The sequence below is a fragment of the Pseudomonas fluorescens genome, from assembly GCF_902497625.1.
Classification (GTDB): Bacteria; Pseudomonadota; Gammaproteobacteria; order Pseudomonadales; family Pseudomonadaceae; genus Aquipseudomonas; species Aquipseudomonas fluorescens_BQ.
The window spans coordinates 61,365-84,177 of sequence record NZ_CABVGX010000019.1 but is presented as its reverse complement, the minus strand read 5'-3'; the positions used below and the strand labels follow the sequence as shown (position 1 = coordinate 84,177).

Genomic DNA, 22,813 nt, shown 5'->3' with positions numbered 1-22,813 from the left:
CGCTGGTGTTGTCGTTTTCCTGGAGTTCTGCATGCTGTTGCCCATTCTCCTGTTGTCCGCCGCCGGTTTTACCGTGCTGACCACAGAGTTCATCATTGTCGGCCTGCTGCCGGCCATCGCCCGGGACCTGGCGGTGAGCGTTCCCCAAGCGGGATTGCTGGTGACCCTGTTTGCTTTCACAGTCGCCGCTTTCGGTCCATTCCTGACCGCTTATTTCGCCCGGTTCGAACGGCGCAAGCTTTTCATTTCGGTGCTGATCATGTTCGGCCTCGCCAACACGCTGGCGGCGTTCGCACCGAACATCTGGGTGATGGCCTTCGCGCGCCTGGTTCCAGCGCTGGGGCTGCCGGTGTTCTGGGCGTTGGCCAGTGAAACGGCGGTGGACATCGTCGGGCCCGATTACGCAGGGCGCGCCATTGCCAAGATCGGTTTCGGCATCGTTTGCGCCACAGTGTTCGGGATTCCCGTCGGGACGCTGATATCCGACGCACTGGGCTGGCGCAGCGCCTTCGGCATTCTCGCGTTCATCGCCTTTGCCAAAGCGTTGCTGCTGTTTATTTACTTGCCGAAAACCGATCTGCATCAACATCAGGTCAGCTTCCGCTCGCAGTTCAAGATCTTGCGCAGCCCGTTGATGATCGGGCATGTGCTGCTGTCGGTGCTGGTGTTCAGCGGCATGTTCACTGCCTATACCTACCTGGCGGACATTCTCGAGCGCCTGGCCGGCTTCAACGGCACGGTGGTCGGCTGGTGCCTGATGGGTTTCGGCGCGGTCGGGCTGATCGGTAATTCGCTGGGCGGCCGCGCGGTGGACCGTCATCCGCTGATCGCATCGATGACGTTCTGCGCGTTCATGATTGCCGGCATGGTGACGCTGGTGCCGAACATTCATTCGCCGCTGGGGCTGGCGGCGGCGATGGGTATCTGGGGCGTGACCCAGGCCGCGTTGTTCCTGGTCAGTCACGTACGCTTGATGAAAGCAGCGCCTGAAGCGCCAGCCTTTGCCGCATCGTTGAACATCGCCGGGGCTAACCTCGGCATTGGCCTTGGCGCCATGGTCGGCGGTCGGGTGATCGACAGCGTGGGCCTGCAAGGTCTGGGTTTTGCGGCGGCCGGTTTTATTCTGCTCTCGATTTTGCTGGCGATGGCGCTGATGACGTTCAAACCGCGCGAAGTTTGCGCCTGAGCCGTCAAATATCGGTAAACAGCTCGCGACGAGCACCCTCGGTGATGGCGACAATGCCAGGGTGCTTGACCTTGCGCTCTACGGAAATGGCGTAAAACGATTCGGTCACCGCGTCGGTCTGGCCGATCAGCACCACGCCGTACTGGCGTTTCACCTCGTCCGCAATCACGCTCGGACCAATGAAAATCCCGCTGCCTGATTGGCCGAATGCCTGCATCAAGGCGCTGTCATCGAACTCGCCGACGATGCGTGGTTGAATCTGTTGTTCGGCAAACCAGCGCTGCAAACGACTGCGCACCACGGTTTCCGGACCTGGAATCAACAGCGGCGCGCCGTGCAGACTGTGTGGAAAGTCGTTCCCGTATTGAGCCGCCAGCGCGGCGGTGGCGAAGAAACTGATCCCGCATTCCCCAAGCTTCTGGCTGTAACCCTTGATATCCAGATGGGTCGGCATCGGGCTGTCGGAGATCACCAGGTCGAGGCGCTGAATCGCCAGGTCGGCGAGCAAGCGCTCAAGCTTGTCTTCGCGGCAGGTAATGCGCATCGATTCGCTCAATTCCATGGTCGGCGCGATGAGGCGATACACAATCGATTTGGGCACCACGTCTGCGACGCCGACGCGAAACAGGATCTGCTGCTCGTTCGGCTGTGCCCGCAGCATTAATTCCAGTTCGCCCCCCAGTTGAAACATCTGCTCGGCATAGGGCAGGGTCTGGCGCCCGGCCTCAGTGAGTTCCAGTTGCCGACCGACGCGCTGAAACAATTCCACTCCATAGGTTTGTTCGAGCAAGGAAATTTGCCCGCTGATGGTTTGTGGGGTCAGGTTCAGTTGCTCGCAGGCGCGCACGATGCTGCCGGTCTTGGCCACTACCCAAAAATAATGCAGCTGTCGGTAATTGAGCATGTGTCCTCTCTCATGTCCCGAGTCATGACCCCTGTCATGCCCACTGTCATGCCCACCGTCATGAACACCGTTATGACTCCTGTAGGAGCTGTCGAGTGAAACGAGGCTGCGATCTTTTGACGTTGTTTTTGAAACAAGATCAACGGATCGCAGCCTCGTTTCACTCGACAGCTCCTACACGCTCCTGCAAGTGAAAAATAGCCAGTAGGTCTGGGTTCGTATAAACCGAAGTATACCCGGTAAAAATACGAATTTTCCTGAACTGTTCGCCTCCCTAGAATGCCTCGCTATCAACGGGCCACCGTTTCGGCGCGTTTCGTTCTATCGAGGAAGCTTCATGAAGTTTAAGACCACCGCGCTGTTGTTTACGTCTTTACTGATTCTGGCAGGGTGCGACCAGGCTGAGAAAAGCGCGCAACAACTGATGGGCAAGGCTGCGGAGACCGCCAAACAAGCGATCGACGACACCCACAAAGCTGCCGAACAGGCGATCAGCGATGCCACCGGCGGATTGATCAGCAAAAAAGAGCCATCGGTCGAAGACAAGCAAGATCGTGAATCTTCGTCCCAGGAAATCTAAACCGTCTAACGAGTCAGGACTGACCCATGGAATACCTTTTAGAACTTGCTGCAAGCCCTACTGCCTGGGTCGCCCTGGCCACCCTGGTCGTGATGGAAATCGTGCTGGGCATCGATAACCTGATCTTCATTTCGATTCTGACCAACAAGCTGCCCGAGCAGCATCGGCAGAAGGCGCGCCGGATCGGTATCGGCATGGCGCTGATTCTGCGCCTGGCATTGCTGAGCACTATCGCGTTCATCGTCCAGTTGACGACCCCGGTGATCGAGATTCTCGGCCACGCGTTCTCCTGGAAGGACATGATCCTGATCGCCGGCGGCCTGTTCCTGTTGTGGAAAGCAACCACCGAAATCCATCACAGCATGGACCCGGCCCCGGAAGATCCAAAGTCGGCCACTTCGACCGTCACCTTGGGTTTCGCCGCAGCCATCGGGCAGATCCTGATGCTCGACATGGTTTTCTCCATCGACAGCATCATCACTGCAGTCGGCATGACCGAGCATTTGCCAATCATGATCATTGCAGTCGTGGTCTCGGTGCTGGTGATGTTGCTGGCGGCTGATCCACTGGCCAAGTTCATCAACGACAACCCGACGGTCGTGATGCTGGCACTGGGCTTCCTGATCATGATCGGCATGACGCTGATCGCCGAAGGTTTCGGTGCTCACGTTCCGAAAGGCTACGTCTACGCGGCGATGGCATTCTCGGCGACGATCGAGGGTTTGAACATGATGTCGCGACGGGCCAAGCAAAAGCGTGTCGCTGCTAAAGCATAAGTTGCGCTAAACACAACGGCCGTCCGGGCTCGAGAGAGTCCAGGCGGCCGTTTTGGTCTGGATGTCGAGCGGGGCAGGTCAGTGTGCGGTCACGTGTCCGCCGTCCGGTTTATCAGTTTCAAGCGCAGGTGTCGGCCGAGCGGGGTGGTGATGGTGTCGGCGAGTGATGCGCAACACGCCCCACAACATGGAGGTAGCCACCGCCAGCCAGCCGGCAATCAACATCACTATGGTCATCGTCAGGCTCATCGGTGCCTCCTTCTTCGCCCTGCAGCAGGCGCACACGCTTCTCAAGTGACAGTCTAGTCGCTGGCGTGTTTCAGGCTATTGACCAAAGGTCGCCCGGCACCAACCCCTTCGCTCTATTGAATCCGTCGAACTGCCGGTAAAGGCTATACCGCTGCGGTGAGGCATCCTATGATCGACGCCCGAGCCGGGAGCCTTTATGCCTGGCGCTTGAACAGAGAGTGATGATGGTCTTTTCGCGAATTGCAATCGTGGCATTGGTGGTTGGCTGCCTCGCAGGATGCGCGGGCAGCGTGGCGCCAGAAGTAAAGCGTCTGCCGGAGCGAGTTGAACTCAGCGGGACGTTTTACCGAGGGCAGGATTACCAGAGCGGTCCTCAGGTTCTTGCCAGTCTGTTGTCACAACGAGGCATCGTGATTACTCCGGGTCTGCTGGAAAAACCGCTTCGGCTACCCGGGGCCGAGGCGCATCTACAGGAGAATATGCAGAAGCTGGCGCGAGAGTACGGGATGATCGTATATCCCCTCGACAGTCAACTGTCTGCCCTGTTGACCCAGGTTGCCGCCGGCCATCCAGTGATGGTGCGTTTCACCGAGGGTTCTTTATTTTGGTCAGGCCCGCGTTACGCGATTCTGGCCGGATATGATCGTCAGAAGCAGACAGTGCTGCTGCGCGCCGGAATGAATCGCCGGGCGTTGATGGGCTTTGCTGCATTTGAATCTGCTTTCAAAGACGCGGGTGGTTGGGCCGTGCTGATTCAAAAACCCGAGCAGATTCCAGCTGAGGTTGACCCGCAGCGTTGGCTCAACGCAGCCAGCGAGTTGGCTCGGACAGGGCAGGAGCCAGCGGCCGCACGGGCGAAAACAGCCCTGAAAGCGCGATAAGCCCGCTCGTCATTTATAGGGCACTGTTGCGCCAGGTGACTCTCTAAGGATGCAGACGCGGATGTTCCGGGTCAGATTTCCAGGAGGTGTACATGGCTGATTCCAAAACCCCCAGCGGTCCGCATTCGTCGGAGCATTCGTCTGGAGATGACTTGGGTTTCGACCCGGATTCGCCGGATGCAGCGGATCCTGCGGTTGATCCCGTCGGGCCGGCGATAGCTCCTCTGGATAAAAAGCCCGACGACGATTCAAAGGCCCCAGCCAAGCCTTACGATCCGCTTGGCGATTTGAAACCTTGAGCTGAGTGAGGTGCGTATGTCTATCGATTCGAGTTTTAATGACGAGCGTCCGCAGAGTGTTCCGACCACGCCTGAAGATGATCTGGATCCGGTCATGGATCCGAACAGCCCCTTGCGCGATCCATTGGCAAGGCCCGTCGTGACGCCGGGACAGCACCCACCCGGGACTCGCGATCCAAGTGTCGGTGACGGGATTCCCGACGACGATCAGATGCCGCTTCCAAACGACTGATGCTGGATAAAAGAAAGCCTCGATAATCGAGGCTTTCTTTTGCGGCGGCTGTTTGTCTTGCGCAATTACTTGGACGCGTCGGCCACACCCCTTGGGCGCTGCTTGAGGTTCTTGTCGGATTTGTACTGCAAGGCAACCGAAGGCACATCAGCACTCTTGCCCGTCTCTACCCAACTGCGAATTCGACTCGCATCGGCAAAATGTGTGTATTTGCCGAAGGCATCGAGAATGACCATCGCCACAGGGCGATTACCCATCTTTGTCACCAGTACCAGGCAATGACCCGCCGCATTGGTAAAGCCGGTCTTGGTCAGCGAAATATCCCAATTGGGCTTGTTCACCAAATGATCGGTGTTACGAAAACCCAGGGTGTAGTTGGGTTTGCGGAACGAAACGGTCTTCTCTTTGGTGGTGCTCAGCTCGGTCAGTAATGGGTATTTGTGAGCCGCGACCAACAACTTGCTCAAGTCCCGGGCGGTGGAAACATTGCGTGGTGACAGCCCGGTAGGCTCTACAAAATGCGTACTGGTCATGCCCAACGCCTTGGCCTTGGCGTTCATGGCTGCGATGAACGCGACATAGCCGCCCGGGTAGTGATGGGCGAGGCTGGCAGCGGCACGGTTTTCCGAAGACATCAGTGCAATCAACAGCATTTCCCGGCGCGGTAGCTCGCTTTTGAGCTTGACCCGGGAGAATACGCCTTTCATTTCGGGCGTGTCGCTGATGTCGATGGACAGGTACTCGCTCATGTTCTGACGAGCTTCCACTACGATCAATCCGGTCATTAACTTGCTGACCGAGGCGATCGGCACGACGACGTCAGGGTTGCTGGCATAAATGACTTTGTTCGTTTGCAGGTCCAGAAGCAGTGCGCTGCCGGAAGCGATCTTCAATTGCTTGCTATCTCGCGGCGCCGAGGTGGTTTCGGCGGCATTGACCGTCGGCGTGATGAACGTCCCTGTAAATGCAAAAAAAAGACTCAGGATGGAAAGACGAATTTTCACGCTGGCAGACTCATAAAGTGGTGATAGGCCGTTTGTAACGGGCTATTTCTTAAAAGCGGCACATTCTGGAGTATGGCTGAATAACTGTCGATGACTGATCATTGTTCAGTTGAAACTCATTGAGAACTGCTGATAAGCAGGCCGTTTCGCCAGGTGACATGATCATTTTTGTGCAAAAAAAACCCGCCATTGGCGGGTTGATCGGACACGACGGGTTGAAGCTCGCTCGCCGCCTCAGCCGTGCAAGGTTTCCGCGGCGTACAATGTATTTTCCAGCAGGCAGGCGCGCGTCATCGGGCCAACACCCCCGGGTACCGGCGTGATCCAGCCGGCGCGGGGCAGAGCGGTTTGGTAAATCACGTCGCCGACCAGCTTGCCATCGTCCTGACGATTGATGCCGACGTCGATCACGATCGCGCCTTCTTTGATCCATTCACCTTTGACCAGTCCCGGCTTTCCGGCAGCGACCACGACCAGATCGGCGCGGCCGACGTGGCCGGCCAGGTCTTTGGTGAAGCGATGAGTGACGGTGACAGTGCAGCCTGCCAGCAGCAATTCCATGGCCATCGGCCGGCCGACAATATTGGAAGCACCAACGACGACAGCGTCCATCCCGTAGAGATCGGCACCGGTGCTTTCCAGCAAGGTCATGATGCCTTTCGGCGTGCATGGGCGTAGCAGGGGAATACGCTGGGCCAGGCGGCCGACGTTATAAGGGTGGAATCCGTCGACGTCTTTGTCCGGGCGAATGCGCTCGAGCAATTTCGACGCATCCAGATGCTCAGGCAGGGGCAGCTGCAGCAGGACGCCGTCAATTGCCGGGTCATCATTGAGCCGATCGATCAGATCGGTCAGCGCTTGCTGAGTGGTTTCGGCAGGCAGGTCGTAGGCTTGGGAAAGGAAGCCGACCTCTTCACAGTCTTTACGCTTGTGCGAGACATAAACCTGAGAGGCAGGATCGCTGCCGACCAGGATCACCGCGAGACCGGGAGTGCGCAGGCCTTGCTGGCGACGCTCGGTGACGCGTTTGGCGATCTGCTGGCGCAGGCTGGCGGCGATCGATTTGCCGTCGATTAGTTGTGCAGTCATTGCGCGTGATTAACCATCGAGAGGGGAAAAAAAGAGAACGCATTCTCGCATGCCATGCGGTGAGGGCAAAGGCGCTTGGTCTGCAAATTCCCCTAACCCCTTTAATTAAATGATTTTTTTTTAAAAAAGAGTTGACGACCCTCAGGGCCGCCTATAACATTCGTCGCACTTGTCGGGCACAGCCTAGCACTGGTTAAGAAGGTCGAGCAGAGTTGAGGTTTAATTCGGCAAGACTGAAAGCACTTAGTTTGTAATCGTCCAAGAATACAGATTAACAAGGCGCCCGTAGCTCAGCTGGATAGAGCATCCGCCTTCTAAGCGGATGGTCGCAGGTTCGAGTCCTGCCGGGTGCGCCATTAGGCAGCTTTGGCACAAGTAAGGTAACACGGCAATATGGTGGGCGTAGCTCAGTTGGTAGAGCACGGGATTGTGACTCCCGTTGTCGAGGGTTCGATCCCCTTCGTCCACCCCATATTTAGAAAGGCGCCAGACTTGCAGTCTGGCGCCTTTGCTTTAAAAGCTTGATGCGGATGTGGTGGAATTGGTAGACACACTGGATTTAGGTTCCAGCGCCGCAAGGTGTGAGAGTTCGAGTCTCTCCGTCCGCACCATTACAAACAGCTATTTAATAGCAGAGAACGGCGCAGCACCTGAAAAGGGCTGCGCCGTTTTTGTTTTATAAGTCGCAATTTCCAAAGCGGTCGCAGGATCGGATCGCAATGATGGGTCGGTATTCGCAGATGTGTTTCTCGATGATGCCGATTCGTCCGTCGGTCCCCTTGCGGGGTCGGCTGTCAGGGAGAGATTGCCGAAGTCTTCTATATATAGAAGGATGGATGCAGAGCCCTGGCTTGAAGGCTGTATTTGCTAACAGGGCGAGGCACAACCGTTTGTCCCCGCCTACTAAATTGCCTGCTGCGTTTTTACCCGTTTTCAGTAGGGTGACTTCTTGAGTTTGACCCACTAGAATGCATGCCCTTGATTCTGGGGTCGGAAACGGCCGGCTAACGTCTGTGCAACGAGGAATATCCATGCAAGTTTCTGTTGAAAATACTTCTGCTCTTGAGCGCCGCATGAGCATCACCGTGCCGGCTGAGCGCATCGAGACTCAGGTCAACAAGCGTCTGCAGCAGACTGCCCAAAAGGCCAAGATCGCTGGTTTCCGTCCAGGCAAAGTGCCAATGAGCGAAATCAAGCGTCGTTTCGGAGCAGATGCGCGTCAGGAAGCTGTCGGCGATGTGATCCAGTCTTCGTTCTACGAAGCTGTTGTCGAGCAGAAGCTGAACCCGGCTGGCGCTCCTTCCATCGAGCCAAAATCCCTGGAAGCTGGCAAAGACCTGGAATACGTTGCTGTTTTCGAAGTGTTCCCTGAGTTTACCGTTGCCGGTTTCGAAGGCATCGCCGTTGAGCGCCTGAGCGCTGACGTAGCGGATGCCGATCTGGACAAGATGCTGGACGTGCTGCGCAAGCAGAACACCCGTTTTGAAGAGAACGATCGCGCTGCCCAGAACGAAGACCAGTTGAACATCGATTTCGTCGGCAAGGTTGACGGTGAAGTGTTCGCTGGCGGCTCCGCCAAAGGCACCCAGCTGGTGCTGGGTTCCGGCCGCATGATCCCTGGCTTCGAAGACGGTCTGGTTGGCGCTAAAGCCGGCGAAGAGCGTGTTCTGAACCTGACCTTCCCGGAGGACTACCAGAACCTCGACCTGGCCGGTAAAACTGCCGAGTTCACCGTGACCGTGAACACTGTGTCCGAGCCAAAACTGCCTGAGCTGAACGAAGAGTTCTTCGCCCAGTTCGGCATCAAGGAAACCGGTCTGGAAGGCTTCCGCACCGAGGTTCGCAAGAACATGGAGCGCGAGCTGCGTCAGGCGATCAAATCCAAGGTCAAGAATCAGGTAATGGACGGTCTGCTGGCCACCAACCCGATCGAAGTGCCAAAGGCGCTGCTGTCCAACGAAGTTGACCGTCTGCGCGTGCAGGCTGTTCAGCAGTTCGGTGGCAACATCAAGCCTGATCAGTTGCCAGCCGAGCTGTTCGAAGAACAAGCCAAGCGTCGCGTGGTGCTGGGCCTGATCGTGGCTGAAGTGGTCAAGCAATTCGACCTGAAGCCAGACGACGCCCGCGTTCGCGAAATGATTCAGGAAATGGCTTCGGCTTATCAGGAACCAGAGCAGGTTGTGTCCTGGTACTACAAGAATGACCAGCAGTTGAACGAGGTTCGTTCGGTTGTGCTGGAAGAACAAGTTGTGGATACTGTTCTGCAGAAAGCTAGCGTGACCGACAAATCGGTCTCTTACGAAGAAGCAGTCAAGCCGGTAGAAGCTCCACAAGCCGACTGATCGTTTTTGCGATAAGAAGCACACACATAAGCCAGCCTTCGAGCTGGCTTATGTGTATTCAAGACATAACTATTTGGGAGTGACTGCAGAGCATGTTCCGTAATTCGTATATTCAGCAGAACTCTGATATCCAGGCTGCTGGCGGCCTGGTCCCGATGGTTGTCGAGCAGTCTGCTCGTGGCGAGCGCGCCTATGACATCTACTCCCGTTTACTCAAGGAGCGGGTGATCTTTCTGGTGGGTCCGGTAGAAGACTACATGGCCAACCTCATCTGTGCGCAATTGCTGTTCCTTGAAGCGGAAAACCCGGACAAGGACATCCATCTCTATATCAACTCCCCGGGCGGTTCGGTGACGGCGGGCATGTCGATCTACGACACCATGCAGTTCATCAAACCCAACGTCTCGACCACCTGTATTGGTCAGGCGTGCAGCATGGGCGCGTTTCTTCTGACCGCCGGTGCTACTGGCAAGCGTTACTGCCTGCCAAATTCTCGCGTGATGATTCACCAGCCACTGGGCGGTTTCCAGGGCCAGGCTTCGGACATCGAAATCCATGCCAAGGAAATCCTCTTCATCCGTGAGCGCCTGAACACGCTGATGGCCAAGCATAGCGGGCACACGCTTGAAGAAATCGAACGTGATACCAACCGCGATAACTTCATGAGTGCAGAGGCCGCGCGTGAGTACGGCCTGATCGATGAAGTGATTACCCAGCGCCCAGCTTAAAATACACAGCTCAAAATAGGCTTGGTCGGCTGGTCTGATCACCGGCGGGCTTGAAAAAGCCCGCAAGAGCCTTCATCTTGTGTTGCAAGCCTATCGGATTTGGATCGAACGAATGACTGACACCCGCAACGGCGAGGACAACGGCAAGCTGCTTTATTGCTCCTTCTGTGGCAAAAGCCAGCATGAAGTGCGTAAGTTGATTGCCGGCCCCTCGGTGTTTATCTGCGACGAGTGCGTCGACCTGTGCAATGACATCATCCGTGAGGAGGTGCAGGAAGCCCAGGCCGAAAGCAGCGCGCATAAATTGCCTTCGCCTAAAGAAATCAGCGGCATCCTTGATCAGTATGTGATTGGTCAGGAGCGTGCAAAAAAGGTTCTCGCCGTAGCGGTCTACAACCACTACAAGCGCTTGAACCAGCGTGACAAAAAGAATGACGATGTCGAACTCGGCAAAAGCAACATTTTGCTCATTGGTCCGACCGGCTCGGGTAAAACCCTGCTTGCCGAAACACTGGCCCGTTTGCTGAACGTTCCGTTCACCATCGCCGACGCAACCACCCTCACCGAGGCGGGTTACGTGGGTGAAGACGTCGAGAACATCATTCAGAAGCTGTTGCAGAAGTGCGATTACGACGTGGAAAAAGCCCAGATGGGCATTGTCTATATCGATGAAATCGACAAGATCTCGCGCAAGTCTGACAACCCGTCGATCACCCGGGACGTTTCCGGTGAAGGCGTGCAGCAGGCCCTGCTCAAGTTGATCGAAGGCACGGTCGCTTCCGTTCCGCCGCAAGGTGGTCGCAAGCATCCGCAGCAGGAATTCCTGCAGGTCGACACCCGTAACATCCTGTTCATCTGCGGCGGCGCATTCTCTGGTCTGGAAAAGGTTATCCAAAACCGTTCCACCAAAGGCGGAATCGGTTTCAACGCCGAAGTACGCAGCAAGGAAGAAGGCAAGAAAGTCGGTGAATCACTGCGTGAAGTCGAGCCTGACGATTTGGTCAAGTTCGGTCTGATCCCGGAGTTCGTTGGCCGTCTGCCAGTACTTGCGACGCTGGATGAGCTGGATGAGGCTGCATTGATGCAGATTCTCACCGAGCCGAAAAACGCTCTGACCAAACAGTATGCCAAGCTGTTCGAGATGGAAGGCGTAGACCTGGAATTCCGGGCCGACGCACTCAAATCGGTTGCCAAACGTGCCCTGGAACGTAAAACCGGTGCCCGTGGACTGCGCTCGATTCTCGAAGGTGTATTGCTCGACACCATGTACGAAATTCCCTCGCAGTCCGAGGTGAGTAAAGTCGTGATCGATGAAAGCGTTATAGAAGGCAAATCCAAGCCACTGTATATCTACGAAAACAGTGAGCCAGCTGCCAAGGCTGCGCCAGACGCTTGAGCGTCACGCGGCTGAATAAAGAAGGGGCCTTCGGGCCCCTTTGCTTTTTGCGTTTTTTAACACTGTGTTTGCGCTTGTTTTTTTTGAAGGCAGCCCCCATCTTGGTTTCAAGCTTACATCCATCTGTTTACGGCCTTATGGCCGCCGTAGAGGCGAAATCATGAAGACAACCATCGAATTGCCTCTCCTGCCATTGCGCGATGTCGTGGTTTATCCGCACATGGTTATCCCGCTGTTCGTGGGGCGCGAGAAGTCCATCGAAGCCCTCGAGGCAGCGATGACGGGCGACAAGCAGATATTGCTGATTGCCCAGAGAAACCCGGCTGACGACGATCCCGGTGAAGACGCGCTGTATCGCGTAGGTACGATTGCCACTGTCCTGCAACTGCTCAAGCTGCCAGACGGCACGGTCAAGGTTCTGGTCGAAGGTGAGCAGCGGGGCGCCGTTGAGCGTTTTAGCGAAGTGGATGGCCACTGCCGCGCAGAAGTGTCCCTGATCGATGAAGTCGACGCGCCGGAGCGCGAGTCGGAAGTGTTTGTGCGCAGCCTGCTGTCCCAGTTCGAGCAATATGTGCAGTTGGGCAAGAAGGTCCCGGCTGAGGTTTTGTCGTCGCTCAACAGCATCGACGAGCCTGGGCGTCTGGTCGACACCATGGCCGCGCACATGGCATTGAAGATTGAGCAGAAGCAGGAAATCCTCGAAATAATCGATCTGTCTGCCCGGGTCGAGCACGTCCTGGCATTGCTGGATGGCGAGATCGATTTGCTGCAAGTCGAAAAACGCATTCGCGGACGTGTCAAAAAACAAATGGAGCGCAGCCAGCGCGAGTACTACCTGAATGAGCAGATGAAGGCCATTCAGAAGGAGCTCGGCGACAGCGACGAAGGCCACAACGAAATCGAAGAGCTGAAAAAGCGCATCGATGCTGCCGGTCTGCCTAAAGATGCTCTGGCCAAAGCCCAAGGCGAGCTGAACAAGCTCAAGCAAATGTCGCCAATGTCTGCAGAAGCGACAGTGGTGCGTTCCTACATCGACTGGCTGGTGCAAGTGCCGTGGAAAGCCCAGAGCAAAGTGCGCCTGGACCTTGCCCGTGCCGAAGACATCCTCGATGCCGACCATTACGGTCTGGAAGAAGTCAAAGAGCGGATCCTTGAATACCTCGCCGTGCAAAAGCGCGTTAAGAAGATTCGTGGACCGGTTTTGTGCCTGGTCGGTCCTCCAGGCGTAGGAAAAACCTCGCTGGCGGAATCGATTGCTCACGCCACCAACCGCAAATTCGTGCGCATGGCCTTGGGCGGTGTACGCGATGAAGCGGAAATTCGTGGTCATCGCCGGACTTATATCGGTTCGATGCCAGGAAGATTGATTCAAAAGATGACCAAAGTGGGCGTTCGCAACCCGCTGTTCCTGCTCGATGAAATCGACAAGATGGGCAGCGACATGCGTGGCGACCCGGCGTCGGCGTTGCTGGAAGTGCTCGACCCCGAGCAGAACCACAACTTCAACGATCACTATCTGGAAGTGGACTACGACCTGTCCGATGTGATGTTCCTCTGCACCTCGAACTCGATGAACATTCCGCCGGCTTTGCTGGATCGTATGGAAGTCATTCGTCTGCCGGGTTACACCGAAGACGAGAAGATCAACATCGCGGTCAAGTACCTCTCGCCGAAGCAGATCACTGCAAACGGCCTGAAGAAGGGCGAGCTGGAATTCGACGCTGAAGCCATCCGCGACATCATCCGTTACTACACCCGCGAAGCCGGTGTGCGCGGGCTTGAGCGCCAGATTGCCAAGGTCTGCCGTAAGGCCGTGAAAGAGCATGCGCTGGAAAAACGCTTCTCGGTGAAAGTCACTGCGGACATGCTGGAACACTTCCTCGGCGTGCGTAAATTCCGTTATGGCCTGGCTGAATCGCAGGATCAGATTGGTCAAGTGACAGGCCTGGCATGGACTCAGGTCGGTGGCGAATTGCTCACCATCGAAGCGGCGGTTGTGCCGGGTAAGGGTCAGTTGATCAAGACCGGTTCGTTGGGCGATGTGATGGTTGAATCCATTACTGCAGCACTTACCGTCGTGCGTAGCCGGGCGAAAAGCCTGGGCATCCCTCTCGACTTCCACGAGAAGCGCGACACGCACATCCATATGCCGGAAGGGGCAACCCCGAAGGACGGCCCTAGTGCCGGTGTGGGCATGTGTACGGCGCTGGTTTCGGCACTGACCGGCATTCCGGTACGCGCGGATGTCGCCATGACCGGCGAAATCACGTTGCGTGGTCAGGTTCTGGCCATTGGTGGCCTGAAAGAGAAACTGCTCGCAGCTCACCGTGGCGGCATCAAAACGGTGATCATTCCAGAGGAGAACGTGCGCGATTTGAAGGAAATTCCTGACAACATCAAGCAGGATCTTCAGATCAAACCGGTTAAATGGATTGACGAGGTCCTGCAAATTGCGCTGCAATACGCGCCGGAGCCCCTGCCAGATGTGGCCCCGGAGATCGTCGCAAAGGATGAAAAACGCGAGTCTGACTCTAAGGAAAGAATTAGCACGCATTAATACGCATTTGCCTGAGGGGCTTGTTGACAGCTTTTTAGAGCCCTTGTTATAAAGCGGCTCTTAAGTGTCTGTAGGCCATTCAGCACTCGTTTTTGCTTTCACCAAAAAACTTAGAATCATACTCAAATAGATATAAGGGGACTTAGAGTGAACAAGTCGGAACTGATTGATGCTATCGCTGCATCCGCTGATATCCCGAAAGCTGCTGCTGGCCGTGCGCTGGACGCTGTAATCGAATCCGTCACTGGCGCTCTGAAGGCCGGTGATTCTGTTGTCCTGGTTGGTTTCGGTACTTTCTCCGTGACTGATCGTCCGGCTCGCATCGGTCGTAACCCACAGACCGGTAAGACTCTGGAAATCGCAGCTGCCAAAAAACCAGGCTTCAAAGCCGGTAAGGCGCTGAAGGAAGCTGTCAACTAAGTCAGATTCAGGTTTTTGCCTATCCGGGTCGGGGTCATGCCTGACCTGGCAGCGGAGCGGGAGTCCAGTCGGCGAGTCGCCGGTCCGAGACGCCGGGGGTCGCACGTTCGAACCCTTGGTCCGCTCCGCCAGTTACGAGAAGGCGCATCCTCGGATGCGCCTTTCTTCTATCCGGATTCTACCCACGCTCCACGGTTGCCTAATTTTGAAGTTCAACCGTTTCTGGGGGACGCATGCTGCAGAATATCAGGGACAATTCACAAGGCTGGATTGCCAAAACCATCATCGGGATCATCGTTGTGTTGATGGCTTTTACCGGTGTAGAGGCCATTTTTCAGGCCACGACCAACAGCCAGAACGCGGCTGAGGTCAATGGTGACGAAATCACCCAGAACGAGCTGAGCCAAGCGGTTGACATGCAACGCCGCCAGCTCATGCAACAGCTGGGTAAGGATTTCGATGCTTCTTTGCTCGACGAGAAAATGTTGCGCGACTCGGCCCTCAAAGGCCTGATCGACCGCAAGCTGCTGCTGCAAGGCGCAGAGGAATCGAAATTCGCCTTCTCCGAAGCAGCGCTGGATCAGGTGATCCTGCAGACGCCGGAATTCCAGGTGGACGGCAAGTTCAGCGCGGAGCGGTTTGACCAGGTGATTCGTCAACTGGGGTACAGCCGTATGCAATTCCGTCAGATGCTGACTCAGGAAATGCTCATCGGTCAGTTGCGCGCCGGTCTGGCTGGCAGCGGTTTTGTCACCGACGCCCAAGTGCTCGCGTTTGCCCGTCTGGAAAAGCAGACTCGCGATTTCGCTTCCCTGAACGTCAAGGCTGACCCGGCAGCGGTCAAAGTGACTGAAGAGGAGGTGAAGGCCTACTACGATGAGCATGCGAAGGAATTCATGACGCCTGACCAGGTGGTCATTGACTACATCGAGCTGAAGAAGTCTTCCTTCTTTGATCAGGTAGCGGTCAAGGACGAAGACCTGCAAGCTGCGTATCAGAAAGAAATCGCGAACCTCTCGGAGCAACGTCGAGCCGCGCACATTCTGATCGAAGTGAACGACAAGGTTACCGAGGCGCAAGCCAAGGCGAAGATCGAAGAAGTGCAGGCGCGTCTGGAGAAGGGCGAGAAATTCGAGGCATTGGCCAAGGAGTTCTCCCAGGATCCGGGTTCGGCTACCAATGGCGGTGATCTCGGCTATGCCGGTCCAGGTGTCTACGATCCAGCGTTCGAAACCGCGCTGTACGGTTTGACCAAGGATCAGGTGTCGGCGCCGATTCGCACCGATTTCGGTTTCCACCTGATCAAGCTGTTGGGCGTGGAAGCGCCTGAAGTGCCGACATTGGCCAGCCTGAAAGACAAGCTGACCCGCGAGCTGAAGACCCAGCAAGTCGAGCAGCATTTCGTCGAGGCGACCAAGCAACTGGAAGATTCCTCGTTCGAAGCGTCTGACCTGGCTCAACCGGCCCAGGATCTCAAGTTGACCGTGCACACTTCCAAGCCTTTCGGCCGTGAAGGTGGCGAAGGCGTTACAGCGAACCGAGCCGTGGTCACAGCCGCGTTCAGTCCGGAGGTGCTGGATGAGGGTGCGAACAGCACCGCGCTCGAACTCGATCCCGAAACAGTGATCGTCTTGCGCGCCAAAGAGCACCTCAAACCGGCGCAACTGCCGCTGGAAAACGTCGCCGCTGCGATTCGCAGTCAACTGGCAAAAGAGCACGCCAGTGCTGCTGCCAAGACCAAGGCGGATGAGCTGATCGCCAGCCTGCGCGAGGGCAAGACCCCGCTGGACAAGGCGATTGATGGCCAGGGCTGGAAAGTGACGACTGCCGCGACGCGTGCTCAGGAAGGCGTTGATCCTGCTGTACTGCAGGCACTGTTCCGCATGCCGAAACCGGCGACGCCGGACAAGCCGACGTTCAGTAGCGTTACGCTTGCCGATGGCAGCTTGGTGATCGTGCGCCTCAACAGCGTCAACGATGCCGCAGCACCTTCCGATGAAGAGAAAGCTCAATACCGTCGCTTCCTCGCTTCGCGCATTGGCCAGCAAGACTTTGCAGCTTTCCGCAAGCAGCTGGAAGCCGAGGCGAAGATCGAACGTTTCTGATGTTTGATTGATCTGCCTGTTGCACCAAAACCCCGGTCTGAACGCCGGGGTTTTTTATGCGCGCGGGAAAATTCCGCGGCGTCCATCGGTCTGGAGCATCACTGGCGACCTTTTCCGGGAAATTGCAGTCAGTAACCGGGTAACTGTTTCAAGACGCTAATGGGTGCGACGCTAAGCATCGTTCTGTTGCACAATACGCCCCGAACCGTTTTCCTCAGGATGTTTAATGTTTAAATCAATTCCCATGCGCGTTGTCGGACTGGCTTTGCTGCTGGCCGTTGCGGCCGGTTGCTCGTCGAAGAAAGCCGAGATCTATGAGCATGAGAACTTCGATGACTCTGGAACCTTTTCGCGCAATTACCCGGTGACGGATGCGCAAACCTGCGAAGCCGCCCGTCGGGCGTTGCTCAGCCAGGGCTACATCATCACCAGCAGTGATCCGAAGTTGGTCAGCGGACATAAAAGCTTCCAGCAGACCGGCGAGACGCACATGGAGATCAGCTTCAACGTAGTCTGCGCCGATGATGGCAGTGAGGGGCACCACGCCACCGTGTTTGCCAACGCCTTGCAGGACCGTTATGCCCTGAAGAAGACCAACAACTCGGCCAGCCTTGGAGTGGGGGTATTGGGATCGGTGTCGATGCCTATTGGCTCGTCCGATGATTCGATGGTCAAGGTTGCCAGCGAAACCGTTTCTTCGGCCAAGTTCTACGAGCGCTTTTTTGCCCTGGTCGAGCTGTTCCTGCCACCGGAAGCGAAGAAAGCTGCGCATATTACCGAGAAGCCTAAAACCGACCTCGGTATGCCGGAGGTCCAGGCCGCTCCAGCCGCTCTGACCCCCGCGCCGACACCTGCTCCGGCCGCCACCCCCGTGCCGGCACCTGTGGTCGAACCAGTGACTGCGCCGGTCACACAACCTGAGCCTGCCCCGACGCCATCGGCTTCCGAGCCATTTGCTCCGCCAGCAGAAACAGCGCCGATTACACCTGACGAAACCTACGAGCCTGCGCCGTCGTCCGAAACCATCACGCCACCACCGCAATCCGACCTGCCGCCGCCGTCGGAACCGATCTCGACGATGCCTCAGTAAGCGGTGGCGGGATGCCGGGATCGGCCTTCAACGATCCCGGAACAGCTTGCCCGTTGATCCGCGTCAATCCCGGCAGGAGTTATGCCGCCGCAACGAAAAAATCCTGTGATAAATCTCTGACTGGCTGCTACGTTTTATCAAGTAGCCGCGCGCTGTTGTGCCTGCGTCATTTTTCTTTCACGCGGGCACTTTATGCTCAATCAACAGGTCATTAATTCAGGCATTTTTTTCTGAGCGTGGAGGATTGAATATGGACGAGTATCAAGAAGAGCTGCTTGAGTTCCAGGCATTCGAACTGGACCCGCTGGAGCCTGCTGAAGACGCAACCGAACTGTAGAACTCAGGCGGTTTGACGATGGCTACGGCGAAATTCGCCGGGCGTCTTTCCGCTCCAGCGTTTGAAGGCGCGCTGGAAGGCTTCGGCCGATGCGAAACCCAGCAGGTACGCGATTTCGCCGAATGCCAGTTCGGTGTCGCGAATGTAAGTCATGGCCAGGTCACGACGAGTGTCGTTGAGAATCGCGCGAAACTGGGTGCCTTCTTCAGCCAGCTTGCGGCGCAGAGTCCAGGTAGGCAGTTTCAAGCGTGCCGCCACCTCTTCGAGGTCGGGCTCCCGGCCACCATTGAGCAACGGCCCCAATAGTTGAGTGATACGTTCACGCAAGCTGCGGGTGCGGGTCAATTGCTCAAGTTCTCGTTCACACAGTTGCAGCAAGTGACGCCAGGTGCTGGGGCAATGCAGTGGGTTTCGCAGCGCGAGGCTCCCCAGGCTCAGGCGCAGTTGATTCTGTTCGGCACCGAATTGAATCGGACAGCAACCCAGCGCTGCGTAAGCATCCACGTAATCGGGTTGTTGGAATTCAATTTCGATGCGTTCGGCCTGCAACGCAGTGCCGCTGACGCTGGACAATTGCTGCAGCCATCCAGCGATGATCGAATCCACGACGAAGCGGTTATAGGTGTTGTAAGGGCTGATGGAGTAGAACCGCAGCCACGCACCCTGGGTGTCCTCGTGAAAACTCGATTGCCCGCGGTAGTTGGACCCGTACAACGCTTCGAAGCGAATCAGGCAACGGGCCGCTTCCCTCACGGTTGGCGCCTGCGCGGCGGTAACGCCAGCGAGACCCGCCTGGCTCAAGCGGCTCAACCGACCCATGCGCAAGCCCAGTGCCGGGTCCGCAGTGAGCTGGATTGCGCCGTGACCCAGGCGCATGTAGCGCGGTATGGACAGGCGGGCTCCGGCTTCGCTCAGACGCGCCGGGTCAAGGCCATATTGTTCGAGCAAGGGGTGCGGGTCGATGTCGTGGCTGCGCATGGCGTCGGCAAGGCTGTGGACGAAACCTACCGACAGATCCCCGAGGCGCATCGGCAGCGGTTTCATGGTTACAGCCAGATATTCAACAAGCGCGCGCCGCGGCTGTTGCCGTCCGCGAAGTGCTGGCCGTTGCTGCTGAGGAAGCTCTGGCCGGCGCTGGCCTGGTCCCAGAACTGACCGCGCAGGAATACGCTCATGCCGGCAATGGCCTGACTGCTCGGCGGCTGCGCGGTCAATGTCAGGCGATGCCAGGCCTGGCCCTCGCTGAGCTCGCCGGCCTTGAGGCTTACGGAACCCGGCGTGGACAGGCCTTTATAGCCGCGCCACGGTTTATCCCAGGTGCCGCGCCCGGAAACAAACGCCGGGACCGCCACCAACTGAGCATTCTGGCTATCGAGCTTGCGGTAGTTGGCCGGGTACCAGCTGTCGCTGCCGATCAACACGCCCAGGCGCCCGGCCGGGGTGTCGACGACATTGAGGGTATGTTCACCATTGGCCTTGATGACGTCATGTTCAGCAAAGATCGGGTGCATCTGGCGTTGCGGCTGGCCGATCGGCAGCCCGTCGCGGCCGAACACCACGCTGCTGTTGTACAGCGGACCGCCACCGATTTGCAGTTTGCCGTCGATGACTTCAGGTTCGGGCAGGACGATGGAGCCGGCGACCAGGGTCACACGGAATTCCTTCGCCAAACCGCCGAACAGCGCCTGGTAATCTTTAGCCATGCGGCTGGCTTTCATGCGCAGATGCGCGTCATCCAGGCGATTTTTGCCCTCGGCACTGATCAGCGCGCGCGCAAACTGCAGCGGGTTGCTGACCGCCAGCCAGTTCATGGCTTCCTTGATGGTCGCCGCCTGGTACAACTCGTCTTTCTCACCGCTGACCATCAGCCAGGTACCGATGTGTTCCGGCAGGACGACGATAGTTTTTTCGTTCAGTAAACCCTGTTGTTGCGCTCTTTGCAGGTAAGCCGCGAGTTTACGATGCAAACGCTCGGGGCTTTGATAGTCGGTGGGAAACAGTTCGGGCTGAACGCCCAACAGGTTGCCACGATCGGCGGGCGTGCCCTGATCGACGGCGAGGTCGATGCGCAGGTCGGAGAGATAATGACCCGCCGGGCGATCCGCGGCCCACATTGCGTAGGTCGTCAGGGCGGCAATCAATGCCATGGAAAATGTCAGGTACAGAAGTTTGCGCATGGGGAAACAGTCAACGGCCGTCTACAGGATTCGGTGACTAGGGTAGGGCCCCTACCTGCGCTTGCCAAGGGTTGCTGCGCATTTGGATCAATAAGTTGTCAGTTACGGTCATTGAGCCACCGCAGCCATGCCCCTAGGCTGTGCGCATGACAGAGGGGCGCCGCAGAGTGCCCACACCTTTTCCGTGATCGCTCGTTGTGGAGTTACTGATGACCGCCGCTCATTACCCGCATCTGTTGGCCCCGCTGGACCTGGGTTTTACTACGCTACGCAACCGCACTCTTATGGGCTCGATGCACACCGGTCTCGAAGAAAAACCGGGTGGTTTCGAGCGCATGGCCGCGTATTTCGCCGAACGCGCCCGCGGCGGCGTCGGCCTGATGGTGACGGGCGGGATCGGCCCGAATGACGAGGGCGGCGTGTACTCCGGCGCCGCCAAGCTGACCACCGAGGAAGAAGCGCTCAAGCACCAGATCGTCACGCGCGCCGTGCACGAGGCGGGCGGCAAAATCTGCATGCAGATCCTCCATGCCGGACGTTATGCCTACAGCCCGAAACAGGTCGCGCCAAGCGCCATTCAGGCGCCGATCAACCCGTTCAAGCCTAAGGAGCTGGATGAGGAGGGCATAGAGAAGCAGATCAGCGATTTCGTGACGTGCTCGGCCCTGGCGCAAAAAGCCGAGTACGACGGCGTCGAGATCATGGGCTCCGAAGGCTATTTCATTAACCAGTTTCTCGCGGCTCACACCAACCACCGCACCGACCGCTGGGGCGGCAGTTACGAAAACCGCATGCGCCTGCCGGTGGAAATCGTCCGTCGCGTGCGCGAAGCCGTGGGCCCGAACTTCATCATCATCTTCCGTCTGTCGATGCTCGATCTGGTCGAAGGCGGCAGTACCTGGGATGAAATCGTTACGCTGGCGAAAGCCATCGAGCAGGCCGGTGCGACGATCATCAACACCGGCATCGGCTGGCACGAAGCACGGATCCCGACCATTGCCACCAAAGTGCCGCGCGCCGCATTCAGTAAAGTGACGGCCAAGTTGCGTGGTTCGGTGAGCATTCCGTTGATCACCACCAACCGCATCAATACCCCGGAAGTCGCCGAGCAGATCCTTGCCGAAGGCGATGCCGACATGGTTTCCATGGCCCGACCGTTCCTCGCCGACGCTGATTTTGTCAACAAGGCCGCTGCCGGTCGGGCCGATGAGATCAATACCTGCATCGGTTGCAATCAGGCGTGCCTCGATCACACCTTCGGCGGCAAGCTCACTACATGCCTGGTCAATCCGCGCGCTTGTCATGAGACCGAGCTCAATTACCTGCCGGTGCAACAGATCAAGAAGATCGCCGTGGTCGGCGCCGGTCCTGCCGGTTTGTCCGCCGCGACCGTTGCCGCTGAGCGGGGCCATCAAGTGACGTTGTTCGATTCCGCCAGCGAGATCGGCGGCCAGTTCAACATCGCCAAGCGCGTGCCGGGCAAGGAAGAATTCTTCGAGACCTTGCGTTACTTCAATCGCAAGCTGCAGACCACCCACGTCGAGGTGTGCCTGAACACCCGCGTCGACGTGGCGCAACTGGTTGCCGGCGGTTATGACGAAATCATTCTGGCCACTGGCATCGCGCCGAGGACCCCCGCAATTCCCGGCGTCGAGCACGCCAAGGTGCTGAGCTATCTCGACGTGATCCTCGAGCGCAAACCCGTGGGCAAGCGAGTCGCCGTGATCGGTGCCGGCGGTATCGGTTTCGACGTGTCGGAATTTCTGGTGCATCAGGGGTTGGCCACCAGCCTTGACCGCGCGGCGTTCTGGAAAGAGTGGGGCATTGATACGCACCTTGAAGCTCGCGGCGGTGTCGCCGGCATCAAGGCAGAGCCGCATGCGCCGGCGCGGGAGGTGTTTCTGCTGCAACGCAAGAAATCCAAGGTGGGTGACGGTCTCGGCAAAACCACCGGCTGGATTCATCGCACCGGTCTGAAGAACAAGCGCGTGCAGATGCTCAACAGCGTCGAATACCTGAAAATCGACGATGAAGGTTTGCACATCCGCATCGGTGAAACCGGCGAACCGCAAGTCTTGCCAGTGGATAACATCGTGATTTGCGCTGGGCAGGATCCGCTGCGCGAGTTGCACGATGACCTGGTGGCGGCCGGGCAGAATGTGCACTTGATCGGCGGCGCGGATGTCGCTGCGGAGCTGGATGCGAAGCGGGCAATCAATCAGGGTTCGCGGCTGGCTGCGGAACTCTGACATCAGGCAAACCCTTGTAGCAGCTGGCGCAGCCTGCGTCCGGCTTGTGTAGCAGCTGGCGCAGCCTGCGTGCTCCTTGTGTAGCAGCTGGCGCAGCCTGCGTGCTCCTTATGTAGCAGCTGGCGCAGCCTGCGTCCGGCTTTCGCCCAGTAAGTAATGTGAGACTGCTGCGTCCGGCTCGAACCGGACGCAGGCTGCGCCAGCTGCTACAT

The 22,813-nt window shown here is 57.4% G+C and carries 19 protein-coding genes, 3 tRNA genes and 1 pseudogene; 17 read left to right on the top strand and 6 right to left on the bottom strand.

Features of this window, described 5'->3' with window-relative positions; translation table 11 throughout:
• Positions 1-31: 31 nt before the first annotated feature.
• Complete coding sequence (locus F8N12_RS13725; protein ID WP_150580898.1) at positions 32-1,186, top strand: MFS transporter; 1,155 nt, start codon at positions 32-34, stop codon at positions 1,184-1,186.
• Positions 1,187-1,190: 4 nt separating this feature from the next.
• Here the strand turns inward: F8N12_RS13725 and nhaR are convergent, their stop codons facing one another.
• Positions 1,191-2,090 (bottom strand): transcriptional activator NhaR, encoded by a 900-nt coding sequence (gene nhaR, locus F8N12_RS13720; protein WP_150580897.1) that lies wholly within the window; start codon positions 2,088-2,090, stop codon positions 1,191-1,193.
• 337 nt (positions 2,091-2,427) lie between these two features.
• On the opposite strand from nhaR, the gene F8N12_RS13715 reads away from it, so the two are divergent.
• Positions 2,428-2,670: a hypothetical protein gene (locus tag F8N12_RS13715; RefSeq protein WP_150580896.1), complete on the top strand. Its 243-nt coding sequence runs from the start codon at positions 2,428-2,430 to the stop codon at positions 2,668-2,670.
• Positions 2,671-2,696: 26 nt separating this feature from the next.
• Positions 2,697-3,446 carry a TerC family protein gene (locus tag F8N12_RS13710; RefSeq protein WP_150580895.1) on the top strand — a complete coding sequence of 250 codons (750 nt, stop codon included), beginning with the start codon at positions 2,697-2,699 and terminating at the stop codon, positions 3,444-3,446.
• 78 nt (positions 3,447-3,524) lie between these two features.
• Here the strand turns inward: F8N12_RS13710 and F8N12_RS27635 are convergent, their stop codons facing one another.
• Positions 3,525-3,695, bottom strand: a complete 171-nt coding sequence (locus F8N12_RS27635; protein WP_191623166.1) for a hypothetical protein — start codon at positions 3,693-3,695, stop codon at positions 3,525-3,527.
• Positions 3,696-3,863: 168 nt separating this feature from the next.
• Between F8N12_RS27635 and F8N12_RS28120 the strand changes: the two are divergent.
• The 3 genes and pseudogenes from F8N12_RS28120 (at position 3,864) to F8N12_RS13695 (ending at position 5,107) form a co-directional block, all read left to right on the top strand.
• A pseudogene (locus tag F8N12_RS28120) lies at positions 3,864-4,576 on the top strand (peptidase C39 family protein).
• Between the two features lie 92 nt (positions 4,577-4,668).
• Positions 4,669-4,875 carry a DUF6021 family protein gene (locus F8N12_RS13700; RefSeq protein ID WP_150580893.1) on the top strand — a complete coding sequence of 69 codons (207 nt, stop codon included), beginning with the start codon at positions 4,669-4,671 and terminating at the stop codon, positions 4,873-4,875.
• Between the two features lie 16 nt (positions 4,876-4,891).
• Positions 4,892-5,107 carry a hypothetical protein gene (locus F8N12_RS13695; RefSeq protein ID WP_150580892.1) on the top strand — a complete coding sequence of 72 codons (216 nt, stop codon included), beginning with the start codon at positions 4,892-4,894 and terminating at the stop codon, positions 5,105-5,107.
• A 65-nt stretch (positions 5,108-5,172) separates the two neighbouring features.
• On the opposite strand, the gene pbpG is transcribed toward F8N12_RS13695, so the two are convergent.
• Together pbpG and folD are read right to left on the bottom strand one after the other, a co-directional pair.
• Complete coding sequence (gene pbpG, locus F8N12_RS13690; RefSeq protein WP_150580891.1) at positions 5,173-6,111, bottom strand: D-alanyl-D-alanine endopeptidase; 939 nt, start codon at positions 6,109-6,111, stop codon at positions 5,173-5,175.
• Positions 6,112-6,345: 234 nt separating this feature from the next.
• A complete protein-coding gene (gene folD, locus F8N12_RS13685) occupies positions 6,346-7,200 on the bottom strand; it encodes a bifunctional methylenetetrahydrofolate dehydrogenase/methenyltetrahydrofolate cyclohydrolase FolD (protein WP_150580890.1) in 855 nt (284 codons plus the stop codon).
• Between the two features lie 279 nt (positions 7,201-7,479).
• On the opposite strand from folD, the gene F8N12_RS13680 reads away from it, so the two are divergent.
• The 10 genes from F8N12_RS13680 (at position 7,480) to F8N12_RS13635 (ending at position 17,838) form a co-directional block, all read left to right on the top strand.
• Positions 7,480-7,556: transfer RNA gene (locus F8N12_RS13680), tRNA-Arg, on the top strand.
• A 40-nt stretch (positions 7,557-7,596) separates the two neighbouring features.
• A tRNA-His gene (locus F8N12_RS13675) sits at positions 7,597-7,672 on the top strand.
• Between the two features lie 54 nt (positions 7,673-7,726).
• Positions 7,727-7,811 (top strand) — tRNA-Leu (locus F8N12_RS13670).
• A 420-nt stretch (positions 7,812-8,231) separates the two neighbouring features.
• The gene (gene tig, locus F8N12_RS13665) at positions 8,232-9,542 is read left to right on the top strand and encodes a trigger factor (protein ID WP_150580889.1); all 1,311 of its coding nucleotides are present in this window, start codon (positions 8,232-8,234) and stop codon (positions 9,540-9,542) included.
• Positions 9,543-9,634: 92 nt separating this feature from the next.
• Positions 9,635-10,270, top strand: coding sequence for an ATP-dependent Clp endopeptidase proteolytic subunit ClpP (gene clpP, locus F8N12_RS13660; RefSeq protein ID WP_028623746.1), 636 nt, complete (start codon positions 9,635-9,637; stop codon positions 10,268-10,270).
• Between the two features lie 112 nt (positions 10,271-10,382).
• Complete coding sequence (clpX, locus tag F8N12_RS13655) at positions 10,383-11,666, top strand: ATP-dependent Clp protease ATP-binding subunit ClpX (protein WP_007946893.1); 1,284 nt, start codon at positions 10,383-10,385, stop codon at positions 11,664-11,666.
• Positions 11,667-11,826: 160 nt separating this feature from the next.
• Entirely contained in the window at positions 11,827-14,223 is a 2,397-nt protein-coding gene (gene lon, locus F8N12_RS13650; RefSeq protein ID WP_028623747.1) for an endopeptidase La, read from the top strand.
• Between the two features lie 147 nt (positions 14,224-14,370).
• Positions 14,371-14,643 carry an HU family DNA-binding protein gene (locus F8N12_RS13645; protein ID WP_002552737.1) on the top strand — a complete coding sequence of 91 codons (273 nt, stop codon included), beginning with the start codon at positions 14,371-14,373 and terminating at the stop codon, positions 14,641-14,643.
• Positions 14,644-14,876: 233 nt separating this feature from the next.
• Positions 14,877-16,748: a SurA N-terminal domain-containing protein gene (locus F8N12_RS13640; protein WP_150580888.1), complete on the top strand. Its 1,872-nt coding sequence runs from the start codon at positions 14,877-14,879 to the stop codon at positions 16,746-16,748.
• A 226-nt stretch (positions 16,749-16,974) separates the two neighbouring features.
• Positions 16,975-17,838, top strand: a complete 864-nt coding sequence (locus F8N12_RS13635) for a DUF2242 domain-containing protein (RefSeq protein WP_150580887.1) — start codon at positions 16,975-16,977, stop codon at positions 17,836-17,838.
• A 340-nt stretch (positions 17,839-18,178) separates the two neighbouring features.
• On the opposite strand, the gene F8N12_RS13630 is transcribed toward F8N12_RS13635, so the two are convergent.
• Positions 18,179-19,219 carry an AraC family transcriptional regulator gene (locus F8N12_RS13630; protein ID WP_150580886.1) on the bottom strand — a complete coding sequence of 347 codons (1,041 nt, stop codon included), beginning with the start codon at positions 19,217-19,219 and terminating at the stop codon, positions 18,179-18,181.
• Positions 19,220-19,221: 2 nt separating this feature from the next.
• On the bottom strand, positions 19,222-20,352 hold the full coding sequence (locus F8N12_RS13625) for a carbon-nitrogen hydrolase family protein (RefSeq protein ID WP_150580885.1): 1,131 nt from the start codon (positions 20,350-20,352) through the stop codon (positions 19,222-19,224).
• Between the two features lie 209 nt (positions 20,353-20,561).
• Here F8N12_RS13625 and F8N12_RS13620 point away from each other — a divergent pair, with 209 nt between their 5' ends.
• Complete coding sequence (locus F8N12_RS13620; protein ID WP_150580884.1) at positions 20,562-22,601, top strand: FAD-dependent oxidoreductase; 2,040 nt, start codon at positions 20,562-20,564, stop codon at positions 22,599-22,601.
• The last annotated feature ends 212 nt before the right edge of the window (positions 22,602-22,813 follow it).